Annotated in this window: 18 protein-coding genes and 1 pseudogene; 8 read left to right on the plus strand and 11 right to left on the minus strand. The window is 75.5% G+C overall.

Annotation, left to right across the window (positions count from 1 at the left end; all coding sequences use genetic code 11):
* Nucleotides 1-70: 70 nt before the first annotated feature.
* Nucleotides 71-856, minus strand: coding sequence for a TIGR03084 family metal-binding protein (locus tag AB0P35_RS27980; protein ID WP_363515954.1), 786 nt, complete (start codon nucleotides 854-856; stop codon nucleotides 71-73).
* Nucleotides 857-973: 117 nt separating this feature from the next.
* Here AB0P35_RS27980 and AB0P35_RS27985 point away from each other — a divergent pair, with 117 nt between their 5' ends.
* Nucleotides 974-1,681, plus strand: a complete 708-nt coding sequence (locus AB0P35_RS27985) for a LuxR C-terminal-related transcriptional regulator (protein ID WP_363515957.1) — start codon at nucleotides 974-976, stop codon at nucleotides 1,679-1,681.
* Nucleotides 1,682-1,701: 20 nt separating this feature from the next.
* On the opposite strand, the gene AB0P35_RS27990 is transcribed toward AB0P35_RS27985, so the two are convergent.
* A complete protein-coding gene (locus AB0P35_RS27990; protein WP_363515960.1) occupies nucleotides 1,702-3,234 on the minus strand; it encodes an AMP-binding protein in 1,533 nt (510 codons plus the stop codon).
* Nucleotides 3,235-3,416: 182 nt separating this feature from the next.
* Between AB0P35_RS27990 and AB0P35_RS27995 the strand changes: the two genes are divergently transcribed.
* Nucleotides 3,417-4,061 carry an NAD(P)H-binding protein gene (locus AB0P35_RS27995; RefSeq protein WP_095876648.1) on the plus strand — a complete coding sequence of 215 codons (645 nt, stop codon included), beginning with the start codon at nucleotides 3,417-3,419 and terminating at the stop codon, nucleotides 4,059-4,061.
* 20 nt (nucleotides 4,062-4,081) lie between these two features.
* Here the strand turns inward: AB0P35_RS27995 and AB0P35_RS28000 are convergent, their stop codons facing one another.
* Entirely contained in the window at nucleotides 4,082-4,864 is a 783-nt protein-coding gene (locus AB0P35_RS28000; RefSeq protein WP_363515964.1) for a class III extradiol ring-cleavage dioxygenase, read from the minus strand.
* Between the two features lie 104 nt (nucleotides 4,865-4,968).
* Between AB0P35_RS28000 and AB0P35_RS28005 the strand changes: the two genes are divergently transcribed.
* Nucleotides 4,969-5,433, plus strand: a complete 465-nt coding sequence (locus AB0P35_RS28005; RefSeq protein ID WP_363515967.1) for a MarR family transcriptional regulator — start codon at nucleotides 4,969-4,971, stop codon at nucleotides 5,431-5,433.
* Nucleotides 5,434-5,442: 9 nt separating this feature from the next.
* Here AB0P35_RS28005 and AB0P35_RS28010 read toward each other — a convergent pair whose 3' ends face one another.
* The gene (locus tag AB0P35_RS28010) at nucleotides 5,443-5,904 is read right to left on the minus strand and encodes a helix-turn-helix domain-containing protein (protein WP_363515970.1); all 462 of its coding nucleotides are present in this window, start codon (nucleotides 5,902-5,904) and stop codon (nucleotides 5,443-5,445) included.
* A 721-nt stretch (nucleotides 5,905-6,625) separates the two neighbouring features.
* Nucleotides 6,626-7,228 (minus strand): annotated as a pseudogene (locus tag AB0P35_RS28015) (PucR family transcriptional regulator ligand-binding domain-containing protein); the annotation flags it as partial.
* 69 nt (nucleotides 7,229-7,297) lie between these two features.
* On the opposite strand from AB0P35_RS28015, the gene AB0P35_RS28020 reads away from it, so the two are divergent.
* Nucleotides 7,298-7,744 (plus strand): molybdopterin-dependent oxidoreductase, encoded by a 447-nt coding sequence (locus tag AB0P35_RS28020; protein ID WP_363515973.1) that lies wholly within the window; start codon nucleotides 7,298-7,300, stop codon nucleotides 7,742-7,744.
* A gap of 27 nt (nucleotides 7,745-7,771) precedes the next feature.
* Here the strand turns inward: AB0P35_RS28020 and AB0P35_RS28025 are convergent, their stop codons facing one another.
* The 4 genes from AB0P35_RS28025 to AB0P35_RS28040 all read right to left on the minus strand — a co-directional run bounded on the left by AB0P35_RS28025 (nucleotide 7,772) and on the right by AB0P35_RS28040 (nucleotide 12,528).
* The gene (locus AB0P35_RS28025; RefSeq protein ID WP_363515976.1) at nucleotides 7,772-8,194 is read right to left on the minus strand and encodes a TOBE domain-containing protein; all 423 of its coding nucleotides are present in this window, start codon (nucleotides 8,192-8,194) and stop codon (nucleotides 7,772-7,774) included.
* Nucleotides 8,195-8,239: 45 nt separating this feature from the next.
* Nucleotides 8,240-9,328 carry an exo-alpha-sialidase gene (locus tag AB0P35_RS28030; RefSeq protein ID WP_363515979.1) on the minus strand — a complete coding sequence of 363 codons (1,089 nt, stop codon included), beginning with the start codon at nucleotides 9,326-9,328 and terminating at the stop codon, nucleotides 8,240-8,242.
* Between the two features lie 135 nt (nucleotides 9,329-9,463).
* Nucleotides 9,464-10,879 carry an NAD(P)/FAD-dependent oxidoreductase gene (locus tag AB0P35_RS28035; protein ID WP_363515982.1) on the minus strand — a complete coding sequence of 472 codons (1,416 nt, stop codon included), beginning with the start codon at nucleotides 10,877-10,879 and terminating at the stop codon, nucleotides 9,464-9,466.
* An 86-nt stretch (nucleotides 10,880-10,965) separates the two neighbouring features.
* Nucleotides 10,966-12,528 carry an APC family permease gene (locus AB0P35_RS28040; RefSeq protein WP_363515985.1) on the minus strand — a complete coding sequence of 521 codons (1,563 nt, stop codon included), beginning with the start codon at nucleotides 12,526-12,528 and terminating at the stop codon, nucleotides 10,966-10,968.
* 141 nt (nucleotides 12,529-12,669) lie between these two features.
* Here AB0P35_RS28040 and AB0P35_RS28045 point away from each other — a divergent pair, with 141 nt between their 5' ends.
* A complete protein-coding gene (locus tag AB0P35_RS28045) occupies nucleotides 12,670-13,293 on the plus strand; it encodes a TetR/AcrR family transcriptional regulator C-terminal domain-containing protein (RefSeq protein ID WP_363515988.1) in 624 nt (207 codons plus the stop codon).
* A 76-nt stretch (nucleotides 13,294-13,369) separates the two neighbouring features.
* Here AB0P35_RS28045 and trxA read toward each other — a convergent pair whose 3' ends face one another.
* Nucleotides 13,370-13,765 (minus strand): thioredoxin, encoded by a 396-nt coding sequence (gene trxA / locus AB0P35_RS28050; RefSeq protein ID WP_095876639.1) that lies wholly within the window; start codon nucleotides 13,763-13,765, stop codon nucleotides 13,370-13,372.
* Nucleotides 13,766-13,941: 176 nt separating this feature from the next.
* Here trxA and AB0P35_RS28055 point away from each other — a divergent pair, with 176 nt between their 5' ends.
* The 3 genes from AB0P35_RS28055 to AB0P35_RS28065 all read left to right on the plus strand — a co-directional run bounded on the left by AB0P35_RS28055 (nucleotide 13,942) and on the right by AB0P35_RS28065 (nucleotide 16,229).
* Nucleotides 13,942-14,514: a hypothetical protein gene (locus AB0P35_RS28055; RefSeq protein ID WP_363515991.1), complete on the plus strand. Its 573-nt coding sequence runs from the start codon at nucleotides 13,942-13,944 to the stop codon at nucleotides 14,512-14,514.
* A gap of 465 nt (nucleotides 14,515-14,979) precedes the next feature.
* Nucleotides 14,980-15,555, plus strand: coding sequence for a sigma-70 family RNA polymerase sigma factor (locus AB0P35_RS28060; protein ID WP_257019443.1), 576 nt, complete (start codon nucleotides 14,980-14,982; stop codon nucleotides 15,553-15,555).
* Entirely contained in the window at nucleotides 15,552-16,229 is a 678-nt protein-coding gene (locus AB0P35_RS28065; RefSeq protein WP_363515994.1) for a zf-HC2 domain-containing protein, read from the plus strand. The genes AB0P35_RS28060 and AB0P35_RS28065 overlap by 4 nt, the downstream gene beginning before the upstream one ends.
* Before the next feature lie 76 nt (nucleotides 16,230-16,305).
* On the opposite strand, the gene AB0P35_RS28070 is transcribed toward AB0P35_RS28065, so the two are convergent.
* Nucleotides 16,306-17,931 carry an FAD-dependent monooxygenase gene (locus tag AB0P35_RS28070; RefSeq protein ID WP_363515997.1) on the minus strand — a complete coding sequence of 542 codons (1,626 nt, stop codon included), beginning with the start codon at nucleotides 17,929-17,931 and terminating at the stop codon, nucleotides 16,306-16,308.
* Nucleotides 17,932-17,983 lie beyond the last annotated feature (52 nt).

The following is a 17,983-nucleotide window of genomic DNA, read 5'->3' on the forward strand; positions in this document are numbered from 1 at the left end:
GTCAACCGGACACGCCGACGGGCCGCGCAGGCGGGGCCTGCCGGCCGGCAGCCCGGCAGGCCCGTGGTGGTCAGCCCAGCGGCTCGCGGCCCTTCCCGGGCGGGCCGGCGAAGGCCTGCACGATCGGCAGCCAGGCCCGCGCGGTGTCGCCGACCGCGGTCAGCGCGAGGTCGTCGGGGTGCCGCCGCCGGGTGGCGAGCAGGCAGAAGTCCAGCGCGGGCCCGGTGATCCGGTCGGCCGCGTCCTCCGCACCCCACGTCCACGACTCGCCCGCCGGGCCGCCGAGTTCGACCCGCACCGGCACCTGCGGCGCGGGCAGGCCGTGCACCGAGAAGGCGAAGCCCATGGTCCGTACTCCCAGGTGCGCGATGTGCCGCAGCCGGGCGGTCGGCGGCCGGACGGCGCCCAGCGCGTCGGCGACGTCCTGCCCGTGTGCCCAGGTCTCCATCAGCCGTGCGGTCGCCATCGACGGTGCCTTCATCGGCGGGCCGAACCACGGCAGCCGGGTGTCCGGTTCCACGGCCGCCAGTGCCGCCGCGAGTTCCGCCCGGCCCGTCCGCCAGCGTCCGAGCAGCACCTCCGGCGGCTCGCCGACCCCCTCCGCCGCGCCGCGCTCCACCACGTCGAACCCGGTCTCGAAGGCCCGTTGCGCCTCCGCGGTGAACCGCTCCGGGTCGCGCGCCGCGAGCAGTGACCACTGGTCGGTCCAGGCCAGGTGGGCCAGCTGGTGGGCGATCGTCCACCCCTCGGCGGGGGTGGCCGCCGCCAGCCCGGCGGCGTCCAGGTCCGCCACCAGGGCGTCGAGTTCGGCGCTCTCCGCCGCGAGGTCCGCGAGCAGTGCGGTGATGTCGGCCATCCGTCTCCCCTTGTCGGTCGTGCAGGCTTCGCCGTGCAGGCTTCCCGTGGTGCGGGCAGGCCCCATCCTGCTGCCGCAGATCTCCCCAAGCCAGGGGGCCCGTGTGAGAATCGCCCGGTGAGGAGCGCAGCCCCCGAACCCCCGGACACGCGCGCCGCCGAGCTGGTCCGCTCCGCGGTGCTCGCCGACCTGGCCCGCCGGGTGGTCGCCGACTGCGGCGCGGACGTCGGCCTGGTCGGCGTGCCGGACGGCGGGGACGCCATGGTGCTGCGCCACTGGGCAGGCACCCGGGCCGACCTGCTGCACAACCTCCGGGTGCCCTCCGGTACCGGCCTCGGCGGCCGGGCGCTCGCCGAACGGGTGCCCGCCTGGGTGCCCGACTACCGGGCCGCGACCACCATTTCGCACCACTACGACGCGGCGGTGGGCGCCGACGACCTGTACGCGATGCTCGGCGTGCCGCTCGTCCACGACGGCGCAGTGCACGGCGTGGTGTACGCCGCGCTGCGCGCCGTGGTGCCGTTCGGTGACGTCCGGATCGGCTCGGTCGCCGAGCTGGCCCGGACGGCCACCCGGGCGCTGGCCGGTGCGGCGGCCTGGGGCGGCCGGACGGCGGGCCGCCTCGCCGAGGCGGGGCTGACCCCGCGCGAGCACGAGGTGCTGCGCTGGGCGGCAACCGGCCGGACCAACCCGGAGATCGCCGCCCGCCTCGGCCTCAGCGGCCACACCGTGACCGGCTACCTGAAGAGCGCGATGCACAAGCTCGGCGCCCGCAACCGGGTCGAACTGGCCGTCGCCGCCCGCGAATGGGGCATCGTCGGCTGACCGGTGGAACTGGCTGCCCGTCAGCTGACGCCGCGTTCCCGGCCGGACCAGTACGGCTCGCGCAGCCGGAACTTCTGCAGCTTGCCGGTGGCGGTGCGGGCGAGTTCGGTGCGGAACTCCACCGAGGTCGGCGCCTTGTAGCCGGCCAGCCGTTGCTTGCAGTGCGCGATCAGCTCGGCCTCGTCGGCCTTGCCGCCGTCCCGGAGCACCACGAGTGCCTTGATCGTCTCGCCCCACTTCTCGTCCGGCACGCCGATCACCGCGACCTCGGCGACCGCCGGGTGGCCGTAGAGGCAGTCCTCGACCTCGATCGAGGAGACGTTCTCGCCGCCGGTGATGATGACGTCCTTCTTGCGGTCGGAGATGGTGAGGTAGCCGTCGGTGAGGGTGCCGCCGTCGCCGGTGTGGAACCAGTCGTCCCGCAGGGCGGCCGCGGTCTCGTCCGGGCGTTCCCAGTAGCCGTCCAGCACGGTGTTGGAGCGGACCAGCACCTCGCCGTCGCCGTCGATCCGCAGCTCGGTGCCGAGCGCGGGTGCGCCGGCCTGCACCAGCTTCTCGGCGCGGTCGGCGGGGGCGAGGGCGTCCCACTCGGCGCGGGTGCGGTTCACGGTGACCACCGGGGAGGTCTCGGTGAGGCCGTAGAGCTGCATGAACTCCCAGCCGAGTTCGGCCTCGACGCGCTGCACCACGGAGGTCGGCGGGGGAGCGCCGGCCACCACCATCCGCACTCTGTCCCGGCCGGGGACCGGCCCGTCCCAGGTCTCGGCGGCGGCGAGCACCGCGGCGACCACGGCGGGTGCGCCGCACAGGAAGGTCACCCCGTGCTCGTCCACCCGGCGCAGGATCTCGGCGCCGTCCACCTTGCGCAGCACGATGTGCCGGCCGCCGAGGCCGGTGACCACGTACGGCAGGCCCCAGCCGTTGGCGTGGAACATCGGCAGGGTGTGCAGGTAGACGTCCCGGTCGCTCGCGCCGAAGTGCAGGCCCATCAGGGTGGCGTTCAGCCACAGGTTGCGGTGGGTGAGCCGGACTCCCTTGGGGCGCGCGGTCGTTCCGCTGGTGTAGTTGATCGTCGCGGTGTCCGACTCGGCGACGGGGTGCCGCACCGGTGCGCGGTCGAAGTCGTACAGCTCGCGGTCGCTCTCCGCGCCGAGGACGAACCGGTGCTCGGCCGGCACCCCGGCCAGCGCGTCCGCCACCTCCGGGTCCATCAGCAGCACCGAGGCGCCGCTCTGCTCGACGATGTACGCCACCTCCTCCGCCTTCAGTCGGAAGTTGACCGGCACCAGCACCCGGCCGAAGCCGCTCACCCCGAAGAAGGAGGTCATCAGCCGGGCGGAGTTCTGCGAGACGACGGCGACCCGGGCGCCGGGGCCGACCCCGAGCCGGTCCAGGCCGGCGGCCTGGGCGCGGGCCAGTTCGGCCGTCCGCCGGTAGCTGAGCTCGCCCCAGGACGCGGCGGGCTGCAGCGGCTCGTCGACGATCCCGACCCGGTCGCCGTAGACCAGCTCGGCCCGGTCGAGGAAGTCCATCACGGAGAGTGGAGTCTGCATGGGGCCACTGTGCCCGCAGCCCCGGCCCCCGGACACCCCCGATCGGGGGTGTTACGCGCATCGGGGGACCGGCCGCCGACCGGCGACGGGCGGACGGCGGCGCCGCGCGTCGCACCGTCCCGGCGGGCGGCGCGGACCCATGCTGGGGGTGACAGGCGGCCGGACGGAGAGGCGGGCACACCATGGCGAGGATCGCGGTCTTCGGCGCCAACGGGTCGATCGGCCGGTGCATCGTCACCGAGGCGCTCGCACGCGGGCACCGCGTCACCGCGGCCGTCCGCGACCCCGCCCGCTACCAGGGGCTGAGCCCGGAGGTCGTCGGCGGCGACGTGCTCGACCCCCAGGACGTCGCCCGGGTCGCGGAGGGGCAGGACGTACTGGTCAGCGCGGTCGGCGGCGGGGACGGCCCCGGCACCCGCCGGCTGGTCGAGCCGGCCGCCCGTGCCCTGGTCGGCGGCCTGCGGGCGCTCGGCTCGGCCGCTCCGCGGCTGATCGTCGTCGGCGGCGCGGGCAGCCTGGAGACGGCGCCCGGTGTCCGGGTCTGTGACACCCCCGGCCTGCCCGCCGGCGTCCTGGACGTCATGCGGGCCCACGGCGACGCCCTCGCCTACTACCGCACCGTGGCCGACCTGCGCTGGACGGTGCTCAGCCCGCCGGCCGACCTCGTCCCCGGCGAGCGCACCGGCGCCTACCGGACGGACGCCGACCGGCTGGTGATCGACGCCGAGGGCCGGAGCATCATCAGCATCCCCGACTTCGCGGTCGCCCTGGTCGACGAGATCGAGCAGCCCCGGCACGTCGGCGAGCGCTTCACCTGCGCCCGGTGAGGCGTCCGGGGGCCGGCGGCTCAGCCGATCTGCACCGAGCGCTTGGCCAGGCCCATCCAGAAGCCGTCGATCACGCTGCGCTGGCTGCCGAGCTCGGCCTCGCCGGCGCCGAGCGTCACGAACAGCGGCGCGAAGTGCTCGGTGCGGGGGTGGGCGAACCGGCCGGCGGGCGCCTTGTGCTCGAAGTCGAGCAGCGCGTCGACGTCCTTCGCCTCCAGGGCGCGGCGGCCCCAGTCGTCGAACTCGGCCATCACCGAGGAGACCCGGCCGTCGGTGCTGAGCGCCCGCAGGTTGTGGGTGAAGAAGCCGCTGCCGACGATCAGCACCCCCTCGTCGCGGAGCGGGGCGAGCCGGCGGCCGATCTCCATCAGCCGCTGCGGGTCGAGGGTGGGCAGCGACACCTGCAGCACCGGGATGTCGGCGTCCGGGTACATCTCGACCAGCGGCACGTACGCGCCGTGGTCCAGCCCGCGGTCCGGGATGTCCTGCACGGGCATGCCGGCGGTGCGCAGCAGCTTGCGGACGCCGTCGGCGAGCGCGGGCGCGCCGGGCGCCGCGTACCGGACCCGGTAGTAGTGCTCGGGGAAGCCCCAGAAGTCGTACACCAGCGGTACGGCGGTGGTGGCGCCGAGGGCGAGCGGGGCCTCCTCCCAGTGCGCGGAGACCATGAGGATCGCGGTGGGCCGGGGCAGGTCGGCGGACCAGGCGGCGAGCTGGCCGGGCCAGACCGGGTCGTCGGCCAGTGGCGGGGCGCCGTGCGAGAGGTAGAGGGTGGGCATGCGCTCGGGGGCTGCGGTGCTCATGGTGGTCGTCCTCCGTGGCCTGTCACCGGTGGTTCAAATTTTAACCATCTTCTGTCGACGGTACACCCTCATTCAAATTTGAACAACAGCGGTAGGATCGACCCATGAACGAACCACGCTGGCTGAACGAGAACGAGATGGCCGCCTGGCGCGGCTTCGTCGCGGCCAGCAACCTGGTCGCCCGCCACCTGGAGCGCCAGCTCAAGGAGGACGCCGGCCTCTCGCACACCCAGTACGAGATCCTCGTCCAGCTCTCCGCCGCCCCCGACGGCTCGCTGCGGATGACCGAGCTCGCCGACCTCCTGCTCACCTCCAAGAGCGGACTCACCTACCAGGTCGGCCAGTTGGAGCGCGCCGGCCTGGTCTCCCGGCGGTCCTGCCCCAGCGACGTCCGCGGCGTCTTCGCCGAGATCACCGACCAGGGCTGGGAGGCGCTGCGCGCCGCCGCCCCCGGCCATGTCGCCGCCGTCCGCGAGGCCCTGATCGACGTCCTCACCCCCACCCAGCTCACCGCCCTCGCCGACAGCCTCGGCACCGTCGCCGCCCGGCTGCGCCCCCGCGGCGACTGACGGCCCGGGTCAGCGGCGCATCGCGCCGACGGAGGCGTGGGGGCGGGCGGCCGGCACCGGCTCCGAGCGGGGGGCGCAGAGCAGGGCGGCGCGGAGGTCGAGGCGGTCCTGGAGGCGGGCCAGACTCCGGCCGGTGAGCTCCTCGACCCGGCGCAGGCGGTAGTGCACGGTGTTGACGTGCAGGTGGAGCGCCTCCGCGGTGCGGGTCCAGGGGCAGTCGTGGGCGAGGAAGGCGTCCAGGGTGCCCAGCAGGGAGACGGCGTTGGCCCGGTCGTGCGCGGCCAGCGGGGCGAGCAGCCGGTGGTGGAAGGCGGCCCTCACCTCGGGCGGGGTGCCCTGCAGCAGGGCCGCGAGCGAGTCGGTCTCCGCGCTGCTGGCGACCGTCCCGGCGGGCGCCGACTCCAGCGCGTACGCGGCCTCGACCAGGCCCCGCGCAGCACGGCCGCGGAGCCGCCGCCGCCGGCCCGACACCCGCCCGCAGGCTGCGCCGGCCGGCCAGCCGGGCCTGCAGTCGCGGCAGCGCGGCCCGCAGCGCGCGGGCGGCCTCGGCGGGTGCGGCGGCGGTGAGCGCGCAGGCCCCGCCGCGGCGGTCGGGCGCGGCGGGGAACGGCACCCCGGTCTCGTGCAGGGCCTCGGCGAGCGCGGCGCAGGCCCAGCCGGCCGGTGCGCCGTCGATCCGGGTGGTCACCGCGGTCAGGGCGGCCGCCTCGGCGAGCCCGCAGCCGGCCAGCGCGTCGGCGGGCCCGGTCGCGTCCTGGGCGAGCGCCTCGAACAGCCGTGCGGCGTGCCCGCGCCGGGCCGCGGCCTCGGCGGCGGCCCGGGCGGCGGCGGGCCCGAGCAGGTCGGCGACCCCGTGCAGCACGGTGGCGGCCGGGGCGGCGGGGCGGGTGTGCGGCCGCAGCAGCCAGCCCTCGAAGGGCGATCCGCCGCGGGCGCCGATCGGGACGGACCAGGCCGCGTCGCCCTCCTCGGCCGGGTGGCTCTCGCCGGTCCGGGCGAGCACCCGCCCGCCCGCCGTGGTGATCGAGCAGTCGGGCAGGCCGAGCCGGGCGGCGGCGAGGTCGAGCAGCCGCTGCGGCGGCGCGTCGCCCTGGAGCAGGGCGGCGAGCTCCCGCCGGACGCCCTCCGGCACGGTCGCGGTGCCGTGCGAGGAGGCCTGCAGGTCGCCCCAGAGCCGCAGGTAGATCCGGTCGGTGACGGCCCGGAAGCTGGTGCCGGCGGGCACCGAGAGCAGCGGGATCCGGTGGGTGCGGCAGGCCTCGGCGAGCGCCTCCGGGACGGTGCCGTGGGTGCCCTCGCCGGCCAGCAGGGCGGCGACCCCGGCGCTGGGCAGCGAGGTGGCGAAGCGAACGGCGGCCGAGGTGTCGCCGGCGTTCCACCAGACCAGCCCGGTGAGGACGAGCTCGCCGGGCTGCAGGTAGCGGGCCGGGTCCTGGAGGTCGGTGGAGGTCACGCCGGCCACCGGCCGGCCCAGTGGTTCCGGGGTGGCCCAGGCGACATGGATGCCCAGCCCGTCCAGCTCCAGCAGGTCACCGACGATCATCTCTCGCTCCTTGTCGCTCCGCGCCCGCCATGCCTCGCCATTGCCAGGCGGAGCCGCGCCAAAGCATCGTAAATGCAAGCCTGGCCTGTTGGTTCCCCTCTCGTTCGATCGTCCAGCCGGCGGCTCGGCGGGGCCGTGGAGGCCCGGGCGTCCGCCCGATTGCGCCGCGCGCCGCGGCCTGCCGAGGCGGCCGCAGATGCCAGGTGGGAGGTCGGCTATACATGGCAGATGCCGGTGAATATCGCACTTCATGCGGGTAGCTGCGAGGTGTGGCGGGTACCACCCCTGCCGGGCCGCAGGGCGCGGCCGGAAGGGACGCCGATGCCTCGTGCCGCCAGACCCGCCGTGCGACTGACCGGGCGCCTGGACGCCCCGCTGGAGCTGACCGTGGCCGAACTGCGCGCGTTGCCCGCGCACCGGGTCGAGGTGGTCTTCGACTGCCTGGGCAGCGGCCCGCAGCGGCACGGCTTCGAGGGGCCGAAGCTGTGGGACGTGCTCCGTGCGGCCCGCCCCCGGGTGGACTTCCGCGGCCGCAAGCAGCGCCCGCAGCTGCTGCTGGACGTGACGGGCGCGGACGGGCACCGGGCGGTTCTCTCCTGGGCGGAGATCGATCCGGAGTTCGGCAACCAGCACGTGCTGCTGGCCACCAGCATCGACGGCAGCCCGCTGGACGAGGCGGGGCCGCAACTGGTCGTCCCGGCGGACGTCTGCGGTGCCCGCTACGTCAGTGGCATCACCGAGGTGTGGCTCGGCGAGCCGGTGCACTGAGCACCGGCCCGTCGGCGGGGGAGCGCCTCAGGCGGCGTCCAGCGACACCTCGGTCGACTTGATCAGCGCGATGACGGGCGTGCCGGCGGTCAGCCGCAGTTCGTCGGCGGCGTCCGCGGTGATGGCCGCGGTCAGCTCCACGCCGCCCTCGACGGCGATCCGCACACCCGCCATGGCGGGCCCGGTGGTGACCTCGGAGACCGTCCCGGGCAGCCGGTTGCGGATGCTCAGCCCGCTGATCGGACCGGTGGCCAGCGCCACCTCGGTGGCCTTGACCAGGGCGTGCACCGGGCTGCCGGTCTGCAGGCCGAGCTCGCGGACGGCCTCGGCGGTGACGGCCGCGGTGAGCTCCCGGCCTCCGGTGATGTCGATCCGTACGGTGGCCATCACGGCGCCGGTGGTGATCCCGGTGACCGTCCCGGGGATGCGGTTGCGGATGCTCAGGCTCATGGTCGGGCTTCCTGGCGGGGCGAGGAGGGGCGAGGAGGGGCAAGCTCAGTCGAGGGCCGCGGCGCGCACGCACAGCACGTCCGGCAGGTGCGAGGCCACGAGCGACCAGTGGTCGCCCTCGTCCGCGCTGCCGTAGACCTCGCCGTTGCGGTTGCCGAAGTACACCCCGGCCGGGTCGGCGTCGTCCGTGCACAGGGCGTCGCGCAGCACCACGCCGTAGTGCGGCTCGTCCGGGAGCCCGTCGGAGAGCGGCTGCCAGGTCTCGCCGGCGTCGCGGGTGCGGAAGACCCGGCAGCGGTTGTCCACCGGCAGCCGGGAGTAGTCCGCGTTGAGCGGGAAGAGGTAGGCGGTGCCGGCGGTGCGCGGATGGGTGGCCAGGCCGAAGCCGAACACCGCGGGCAGGTCGCCGCCGATGTCCGTCCAGCTCGCCCCGTCGTCGTCGCTGCGGTACACGCCGCCGTGGTTCTGCAGGTAGAGCCGGTCGGGCTCGCCGGCGTCCCGGGCCACCTTGTGCACGCACTGCCCGAACTCCGGGTAGTGGTCCGGCAGGAACTCGGCGCGGATGCCGGCGTTGGACGGGGACCAGCTCGCCCCGCCGTCCTTCGTCCGGTAGACGCCGCCGGTGGAGACGGCGACGGTGAGGGCCTGGGTGTCCCGCGGGTCGACGAGCACGGTGTGCATGCCCTGGCCGCCGAAGCCCGCGTTCCACTCGGCGCGCTGCGGGTGCTCCCACAGGGCGCGCACCAGCTCGAAGGTCTCGCCGCGGTCCGTGGAACGGAACAGCGCGGCGGGCTGCGTCCCCGCGTACACCACGCCGGGCGCCGCCTCGCCGGCCGGCTGCAGCTGCCAGACCCGCTCCAGCGAGGTGCCGGTGTCGTCGGGGAAGCGCACCGCGGGCCGGGCCGGCTCCTGCCAGGTCCCGCCGAGGTCGTCGGACCACCACACGGACGGGCCCCAGTGGCTGGAGTCCGCGCCGGCCAGCAGCCGCACCCGGCCGTCGCGGCGGTCGACCGCGACCGAGTAGACGGCGTTCATCGCGAAGTGGGGGCCGGTGAACTCCCACTTCTCGCGGTCGGAACTGCGGCCCAGGAACAGGCCCTTCTGCGTTCCGACGGCCAGCAACACCTCGGACATGCGCACCATCCGGTGAACGATCGCGGCCCCCGCGCCAGTCTCCTCCCCGCCCGGCACCGGCGCACGCCACCGCGCCGGTGCGCGTCCGCGACCACCCGGCGACCGTCCGCGACCACCCGGCGACCGCCCGCGCCGTCACGCCCCGTCGCGCCAGGCCTCCAGCAGCCGCAGCCAGATCTCGCTGACCGTCGGGTATGCGGGCACCGCGTGCCAGAGCCGGGCGATCGGCACCTCGCCGACCACCGCGACCGTCGCCGCGTGCAGCAGCTCCGCGACCCCGGGGCCGACGAAGGTCGCGCCGACCAGCACCTCCCGGTCGAGGTCGACCACCATCCGGGCCCGGCCGGTGTACCCGTCGGCGTACAGCCGGGCCCCGGCCACCGAACCCAGGTCGTAGTCGACGACGCGGACGTTCAGCCCCGCGGCCTCGGCCGCCGCCAGCGTCAGCCCCACGGACGCCGCCTCCGGCTCGGTGAACACCACCTGCGGCGCCCCGGCGGTGTCCGCGCTCGCGCTGTGCGCCCCCCAGCGGCCGCCGTCCACCCGCTCGCCGCGGGCCCGGGCCGCGATCGCCGAACCGGCGATCCGCGCCTGGTACTTGCCCTGGTGGGTCAGCAGCGCCCGGTGGTTGAGGTCGCCCGCCGCGTACAGCCAGCCGCCGGCCACCCCGGTCACCGCACAGCTGTCGTCCACCGCCGGCCAGGAGCCCGGCTCCAGCCCGACGGTCTCCAGGCCCAGATCGGCGGTGTTGGCCCGGCGGCCCGTCGCGAAGAGCACCTCGTCCGCGGTCACGGCGGAGCCTTCGGCAAGATCGATCCGCACCTCGCCGTCCCCCTCCCGGTGCACCCCGGCCACCCGCGCCTGCCGCACCTCGACGCCGGCCGCCCGGAGCCCGTCGGCGACCAGCTCCCCGGCGAACGGCTCCATCCGGCCGAGCAGCGGCCCGCGCGCCAGCAGTACGACCTCGCTGCCCAGCGACCGCCAGGCGGCGGCCATCTCGACCGCGACCACCCCGCCGCCGACCACCGCCAGCCGGGCCGGCACCCGCTGCGCCGACGTGGCCTCCCGGCTGGTCCACGGCCGGGCCTCGGCCAGCCCGGGCAGCTCCGGCAGGGCGGGCGAGCTGCCGGTGCACAGCGCCACCGCGTGGCGTGCCGTCAGCACCCGCCCGCCGTCCACCTGCACGGCCCGGTCGCCGACCAGCCGCCCGTGGCCGCGCACCAGCTCGATGCCGACCCTGTCCAGCCACGCCACCTGGTCGTCGTCCGTCCAGTAGTCGGCGAAGCGGTCCCGCCGGGCCAGTACCGCCGCCGCGTCCAGCCCGTCACCGACCGACACCCCGGCCACCGCCCGGGCGTGCGCGGCCGCCGCTCCCGGGCGGAGCAGCGCCTTGCTCGGCATGCACGCGTAGTACGAGCACTCGCCGCCGACCAGCCCGCCCTCCACCACGATCGTCCGCAGCCCGGCGGCAGCCGTCCGGTCCGCCAGGTTCTCGCCCGTGGAGCCGCCGCCGACCACCACCACGTCGTACTCGTCCGCCGCCACGTGCACCCTCGCTCTCCCCGGCCGCCTTCACCTGCGGACCATCCTGCCCGCTCGCCCCCGGCCGGGCCCGCACCAACGCTGCCGCCGGTCCGTCAGTGTGCGCTCAGGGGCAGGAGGTCGTCCCGCTCCGCCGGCCCCTGCTCCCGCATCAGCCGCTGCGGACGCCGCACCACCAGGTACCCGACCCCGACCAGCGTCACCACGCCGGTGCCGAGCACCGCCGCCCACACCTGGTACCAGGGCGCCCCCGGCGGTGCGAGCAGCGCCCGCGGCCAGCAGATGTTCACCACCTCCAGGCCGGTCCACAGCACGGCGAGCAGATTCAGCGCGGTGCCCCAGCGCCCGTACGAAACCTCGCCGGCCGGGCGCCAGGTGCCCCGCAGGCGGGCCACCAGCGCCACCGCCGTCAGCAGGAAGAACGGCAGGAAGGTGGCCGCGGTGCCGAAGGCGATCAGCGAGCCGATCGCGGTGGACTCCAGGCCGAGCGGCAGCGCCGCGCAGCTGACCAGGGTCGCCGCGACCAGACCGCCGATCGGCGCCTGGTGCCGGTTGACCTTCCGCACCTGCGCCGAGAACGGGAAGACCCCGTCGCGGGCCAGCGAGTACAGCCCGCGGGCGGCGCCGCCCTGCGAGGCCATCAGGCAGGCGGTGAAGCTGACCAGCACCACCAGCACGAACGGCTTGGCGGACCAGTCGCCGAAACCGGCGGTGACCGCGGTGGTGACCGGGTCGAGGTCGGTGCCGGCGACGACGGCCGCCGGGTCCGGGTGGGCCAGCGGGACGGCGACCGCGTTGAGGATCACCACCAGTCCGACGCCGAGCAGCGACCACCGCATCGCCCGCGGTACCTGGCGCGCGGCGTCCTTGGTCTCCTCGGCGGTCGAGACACAGGCGTCGAAGCCGATGAACGCCCAGCCGCCGACGGCGACCACCGCGAGGAAGGACATCAGGGTGCCGGTGCCGGTGGCCGCCGGTGCGCCCAGGGTGTCGGTGAGCAGGCCGAGCCCGTGCTTGCGGAAGAACAGCAGCAGCGCCAGGCCGACCAGCACCGAGGCGATCGCCTCCGCCGCGATGCCGAGCGAGACGAACCGGCGCAGCAGGGTGATCCCGTACGCGTTGACCAGGGTGCAGCACAGCATGAATCCGAGCGCGGTCAGCACCAGCTGCGGCGGTGTCGGGGTGGCGCCGAACAGCGCGAAGAACCAGGGTGCGGCGAGGTAGGCGACGGTGGTGTTGGCGAACATCACCGCGAACTGCCAGAGCCAGCCGGTCAGCCAGGAGAAGGTCGGCCCGGCGAGCCGGCGGCTCCACTGGTAGGCGCCGCCCGCCAGCGGCCACTGCGAGGCGAGCTCCGAGTACACGCAGACCACCAGCAGCTGCCCGAGCAGGCAGACCGGCAGGGCCCACACCCAGGCGCCGCCGGCCACCCCGATGCCGACCTGGGCGACGGCGTACAGGCCGACGACGGGGGAGACCACGGCGAAGCCCATGGAGATGTTGCCGAGCACGCCGAGGCTGCGTCGCAGCTCCTGCCGGTAGCCGAGCGCCGCCAGCCGGTCGGCGTCGGCCGGCCCGCCGGGTGCGTGCGGTGCTTGCGGTGCAACCGGCGCGTCCGGTGCGGAGGGTCTGTGCCGTCGTGGGGGAGTGGTCGTCATGCGGTCCGCCTTGCCGTCGCGATCCAAAAACTAACTTAGTTAGTTATGGACCGTAGCCCCGACCGGCCGGTAGCGGAAGAGGCCGACACCAGGCTGTAATGTGGCCGCTCGACCGGTACGCGCGAACAGGGGACGGGACACGTGGGGCGACCGACCAGGCCGCTGCTGGACAGGCAGGCCATCGCAGCGGCCGCCCTCGACGTGGTCGACACCGCCGGCCCCGACGGCCTCACCATGCGCGCCCTCGCCGACCGCCTCGGCGTCAAGGCCGCCTCGCTCTACAACCACGTCGCCGGCAAGGACGAACTGCTCGACGACATCGCCGAACTCGTCAACGCCGAGATCGACCTCACCCCGCTCGACGACCCCGACTGGCGCCGCGGCCTCGCCCGCTACGCGCACGGCTACCGCGCCGTCTTCCTGCGCCACCCGAACACCATCGCACTGCTCGCCCGCCGCCGCGTCGAGGCCGACCGCCAGCTGCTCACCTACGACGCGCTGCTCGCCGCCCTCACCCGGGCCGGCCTCGACCCGGCGGACGCCGCCGAGGCCGCCGCCGCCCTCGACTACCTCGTGCTCGGCTCCGCCCTGGAGACCTTCACCGCAGGCTTCACCCGCAGCCCCGCCGAGTACCGCCCCCGCCACCCCGCCCTCGCCGGCGCCCTGGAGGCGTCCGCCGCCCGCGGCCCCGGGCTCGACGACCGCGGCTTCACCCTCGCCCTGCGCCTGCTCCTCGACGGCCTCGCCGCCCGCACCGCGCACTGAACCGGTCGAGCCGGCCGCGCACACGGCGGCGCCCCCGGGTCCGGTGACCCGGGGGCGCCGCCGTCGTACGTCCGGCTCAGGCCTGCGAGGCGGCCTCCGCCTCGGCGCGGGCCTTCGCCACCTTGGCGTGCACCTCGGACATGTCCAGCTCCCGGGCCTGGCCGATCAGGTCCTCCAGGGCCGGCTCGGGCAGCGCGCCGGGCTGCGCGAACACCAGCACGCCCTCGCGGATGATCGCCAGGGTGGGGATCGACTGCACGTCGAAGGCCGCCGCGAGCTCCTGCTGCGCCTCGGTGTCGACCTTCGCGAAGACCAGGTCGGGGTGCCGCTCGGAGGCCTTCTCGAAGACCGGCCCGAACATTCGGCACGGACCGCACCAGGCCGCCCAGAAGTCGATCAGGACGAAGTCCTTGCCCTCCGCGCCGGGAACGATCTCGTCGAAGTTCGCCGTGGTCAGTTCGACCGTGCTCATGGTGTCCTACCTGCCCTTCCGGAGTGGTCCGGTGGCGTCAACCCGGCCCGGCGCCGAGGTATTCCGAAAAAAATTCGCGCGGCGTTGAGTCGATCCCCCGCGGCGCCCGTATTCCACGGTGAGGGCGCGGGGAAGGCGCCCGAATCACACGACACACGCACCGTGGGGGAACAGCCATGCCCGAATTCCGCCGTACCGCCCTGCTCACCGCCTCGGCCGCCGCCGTGATCGCCCTGGTCGCCGCCTGCGACCCCGGCGGCAGCTACAACTCGGGCGGCAGCAACAACGCCCCGGCGTCGAGCGCGCCCGCCGCGCCCGGCAGCCCGTCGTCGCCCTCCTCGACCGCGGCGACGCCCGCCGGCGGCGGTACGGCGCTGCAGACCGCCACCTCCGCGACGCTCGGCACCATCGTCACCGACGGCAACGGCTACACGCTGTACCGCTTCGACAAGGACACCGCCAAGCCGCCGGTCTCGAACTGCAACGGCCAGTGCGCCACCCTCTGGCCGCCGGTCGCGGCGAGCGACAACCCGCAGCTCAAGGGTGTCGACGCCAAGATCGTCTCCAGCGTCACCCGCGCCGACGGCAGCAAGCAGCTCACCCTGAACGGCTGGCCGCTGTACCGCTACGCCCCGGACACCAAGCCCGGTGACACCAAGGGCCAGGGCGTCGGCGGCACCTGGTGGGCCGTCACCCCGATGGGCGCCAAGGCCGCGGCCGCCTCGCCGTCCACCGGCGGCGGCTACTGACCCACCCCGCCGGCCGCCCGCCGCAGCGGGCCGGCCGACGGCGACGGGGTCGGGGGGGGGGGGGGGGGGCCCCCCCCCCCCCACCACCAAAAAAAGAAGGTAAACCCCCCCCGCCGGGGGGCCCCCGGCCCCGCGCGCCCCCCCCCCCCCCCCCCCCCCCCCGCCCAGGGGCGGCCCCACGGCGCCGGGGTCGGGTGCGGCGCGGGCGCCCGCGCCGCACCCAATCCCGTTATCGACAGGATCCGCCCCCGACTTGAGGGCCCGACGAGCCGGGCACGCCGACCCGCCCGGACCCGCCGCGAGCCGTGAACCGGTCCCGAACCGGCCCTCGGACCGGCGCCCGAACCGACCCTCGGACCGACTCCGGTCCCGAACCCGTCCCGAACCTGTTCCGATCCCGTCCCGACCCCGTCCCGGCGCGGGCAACGTCTCGACCTGGAGGTGCGCGTGCGCAAGGATGGCGCCGTGACCGAGCATCCGTACCGACGGAGGGCGGACGCGGGAGGCCCGCCGTCCGGCGGCCCGGCCGCGGCGCCCGACGAGGAGCTGATGCGCGCCCTCTACCGCGACCACGCCGGCCCGCTGCTCGGCTTCGTGCTGCGCCTGGTCGGCGGCGACCGGCAGCGTGCCGAGGACGTGGTGCAGGAGACGCTGGTCCGCGCCTGGCGCAACATCCACCGCCTGGACGAGACCGCGACCGGGTCGCTGCGCCCGTGGCTGGTCACCGTCGCCCGGCGGATCGTGATCGACGGCCACCGCAGCAGCATGGCCCGGCCGCGCGAGGTCGACCCCGCGCCGCTGGAGCTGCTGCCCGCCGAGGACGAACTCGAGAAGGCACTGCGGCTGATGACCATCTCCGACGCGCTCGACGACCTGACCGAAGCGCACCGCGAGGTCATCGTCGAGACGTATCTCAAAGGGCGTACCGTCAACGAGGCCGCCGCGGAGCTCGGCATCCCGGCGGGGACGGTCAGGTCGCGCATCTTCTACGGGCTGCGCGCCCTGAAGATCGCGCTGGAGGAACGAGGAGTGACATCGTGACGTCGCACCACGGGCAACACGTCGACGTCGGCGCGTACATCCTCGGCGTCCTGGACCCGGAGGACCTCGAACGCTTCGAGCAGCACCTGGCCGGCTGCGCGGTCTGCGCCGCCGAGATCGACGAACTCTCCGGTGTCGCACCCCTGCTGGCCGAACTCGCGGAGGCCGGGCCGGTCGCGACCCAGCCCTCGCCGCAGCTGCTGGACCGGCTGGTCGACGAGGTCTCCGCGAGCCGGCGGCGCAACCGCGTGCGCCGACTGGCGCTGGTCGCCGCCGCGGCGGTGCTGGTGGTCGGCGGCCCGCTGGCCACCCTGGCCGCGACCAGCGGTGACAGCCACACCCCGCCGCCCGCCGCGACCGCCCAGTTCGCCGCGACCGACCCGGCCACCGGGGTCTCGGCCCACGTCGGCGTCGAGCCGAAGAAGTGGGGCAGCAGCATCAGCCTGGCGCTGTCCAACGTGAGCGGGCCGAAGGACTGCGACCTGGTCGCGGTCTCCCGCACCGGCGAGCGCCAGACCGTCACCACCTGGTCCGTGCCGCCGACCGGCTACGGCAGCGAGGCCCTGCAGACCTCCGGCGGCGCCGCGCTCGCACCCGGGGACATCGACCACTTCGAGGTCCGCACGCTCGACGGCAACCAACTGCTGGTGTCCGTCCCCGCGAAGACCGCCTGAACCGCGGGGCGCACCCGGCAGCCACCGACCCCGCCCCGACCGGCACCGCGCCCACCCGGCCGGGGCGGGCCCGCGCTCAGGACGGGACGAACGTGCGGCGCAGCAGCGCGGTGAGCCCGTCCGGGTCGAGCGGGTGGACCCGGCCGCCGAGGTAGCCGTCCGGGCGGATCAGCAGGGCCTCCGAGTCGCGGGCCCCGTACGCCCGGCCGAACTCCCCCCGCTCGTCGCCGACGGTGGGCAGCAGCAGCCCGGCCGGGTCGGTGCCGGGGGTGAGCACCGCGTAGACGTCGAGCTCGCCGCCGGCCGCGTCGCGCGCGGCGTCCGCGCAGACGGCCAGCAGCCCGGCCGGCACCTTGGGCCCGGCGTGCAGCAGCAGGGTGTGGTGCGGTCCGCGGATCAGGTCGAACAGCCGCCGCGGGAAGGCGGCGAGCGGCTGGGCGAGGCCGCCGCAGTCGGGTGCTCGGTCGCCGGGACGGACGGGGAGGTCCTCGTCGGCGTCCGCGCCGTCGGGGCCGAGCAGCGGGCTGTCCGGGTAGCCGACGAGCAGCTGCGCCTCGCGCAGCAGCACGCTCTCCACGGTGCCGCCGTCGGTGCCGACCCCCTGCCGGGCGTGCCGGACGGTACGCCCGACGACCTCCTCACCGATCGGACGGCGCTCCGCGTCGTAGCTGTCGAGCAGCTCGTCCCCGGCGGCGCCGCGGAGCACCAGGGCGAGTTTCCAGGCCAGGTTGTAGGCGTCCTGGAGGCCGGTGTTCATGCCCTGGCCGCCGGTCGGCGGGTGGATGTGGGCGGCGTCCCCGGCGAGGAAGGCGCGGCCCTCGCGGTACCGCTCGACCAGCCGGTGGCTGATCCGGAAGACGGACGACCAGCGCAGCGCGGAGACGGTCGCCGGCTGCGGCGAGAGCCGGTCCACCACGGCCTGCAGGTGCCGCAGCTCCGGGAGGCCGCCGGCGTCGAGGCCGTGCTCGACCCCGTCGGGGCCGCTCGCCCGCTCGACCAGCTCGGGGTCGGCGACCATGGAGAGCCGGTAGCGGCCCTGCCCGGGCAGCGGGATGGCGACCAGCAGGTCGTCGGGCCCGCCGTCCGGCGCGTGCCGTACCACCCGCACCCCGTACCCGGCGGGCATGTCCCAGTCGAGCTCGACGTCGCCGAGCATGTACGACTCGGTGAACGCGCCGCCGCCGAAGTCCAGTCCGAGCCCCTTGCGCACCAGGCTGTGCGCGCCGTCGCAGCCCACCAGGTACCGGCAGCGGACGTCCTCCGTCCCCCCGGGAGTCCGCAGCACGGCGTCCACGCCGTCGGCGTCCTGCCGGAAGGAGACCAGCTCGAGGCCGCGCTCCACCCGCGTGCCGAAGCTCCGCAGGTGCTCGTCGAGCAGCTGCTCGGTGGCGTACTGCGGCAGCACGGCGAAGCCGTACGGGACCTCGGGCGGCAGCCGCAGCTCGATCGGCGGCTTCTGCTCGCCGTCGATCCAGCTCAGCTGGCCGCGCATCGGCAGCGCCGCGGCGAGCGCCTGCCGGGCCAGGCCCATGGTGTCCCAGATCTCCAGTGTCCGGGGCTGCACGCCGACGGCCTTGGCGTAGCCGTGCGGCGCGGCCAGCCGGTCGACGATCCGGCACTCTGCGCCGTGCCGCCTCAGCTCGGCCGCGGCGGTCAGTCCCACCGGCCCGGCCCCGACCACCAGTACGTCCGTGTCCACCATGATCGCTCCCATCCGGCGCGGCGCGCCCCGCCCACCAGCGTGCGCACCGCCC

It is taken from the genome of Kitasatospora sp. NPDC085879, from assembly GCF_040686255.1.
Taxonomy (GTDB): Bacteria; Actinomycetota; Actinomycetes; order Streptomycetales; family Streptomycetaceae; genus Kitasatospora.

Bases quoted from the DNA above. Each gene is read 5' to 3' on its own strand.
- AB0P35_RS28040 (WP_363515985.1), bottom strand. From the start codon at position 12,528: ATGACGACCACTCCCCCACGACGGCACAGACCCTCCGCACCGGACGCG.
- AB0P35_RS28005 (WP_363515967.1), top strand. From the start codon at position 4,969: ATGAACGAACCACGCTGGCTGAACGAGAACGAGATGGCCGCCTGGCGC.
- AB0P35_RS27980 (WP_363515954.1), bottom strand. From the start codon at position 856: ATGGCCGACATCACCGCACTGCTCGCGGACCTCGCGGCGGAGAGCGCC.
- AB0P35_RS27990 (WP_363515960.1), bottom strand. From the start codon at position 3,234: ATGCAGACTCCACTCTCCGTGATGGACTTCCTCGACCGGGCCGAGCTG.
- AB0P35_RS27995 (WP_095876648.1), top strand. From the start codon at position 3,417: ATGGCGAGGATCGCGGTCTTCGGCGCCAACGGGTCGATCGGCCGGTGC.
- AB0P35_RS28055 (WP_363515991.1), top strand. From the start codon at position 13,942: ATGCCCGAATTCCGCCGTACCGCCCTGCTCACCGCCTCGGCCGCCGCC.
- AB0P35_RS28020 (WP_363515973.1), top strand. From the start codon at position 7,298: ATGCCTCGTGCCGCCAGACCCGCCGTGCGACTGACCGGGCGCCTGGAC.
- AB0P35_RS28070 (WP_363515997.1), bottom strand. From the start codon at position 17,931: ATGGTGGACACGGACGTACTGGTGGTCGGGGCCGGGCCGGTGGGACTG.
- trxA (WP_095876639.1), bottom strand. From the start codon at position 13,765: ATGAGCACGGTCGAACTGACCACGGCGAACTTCGACGAGATCGTTCCC.
- AB0P35_RS28030 (WP_363515979.1), bottom strand. From the start codon at position 9,328: ATGTCCGAGGTGTTGCTGGCCGTCGGAACGCAGAAGGGCCTGTTCCTG.
- AB0P35_RS28000 (WP_363515964.1), bottom strand. From the start codon at position 4,864: ATGAGCACCGCAGCCCCCGAGCGCATGCCCACCCTCTACCTCTCGCAC.
- AB0P35_RS28025 (WP_363515976.1), bottom strand. From the start codon at position 8,194: ATGAGCCTGAGCATCCGCAACCGCATCCCCGGGACGGTCACCGGGATC.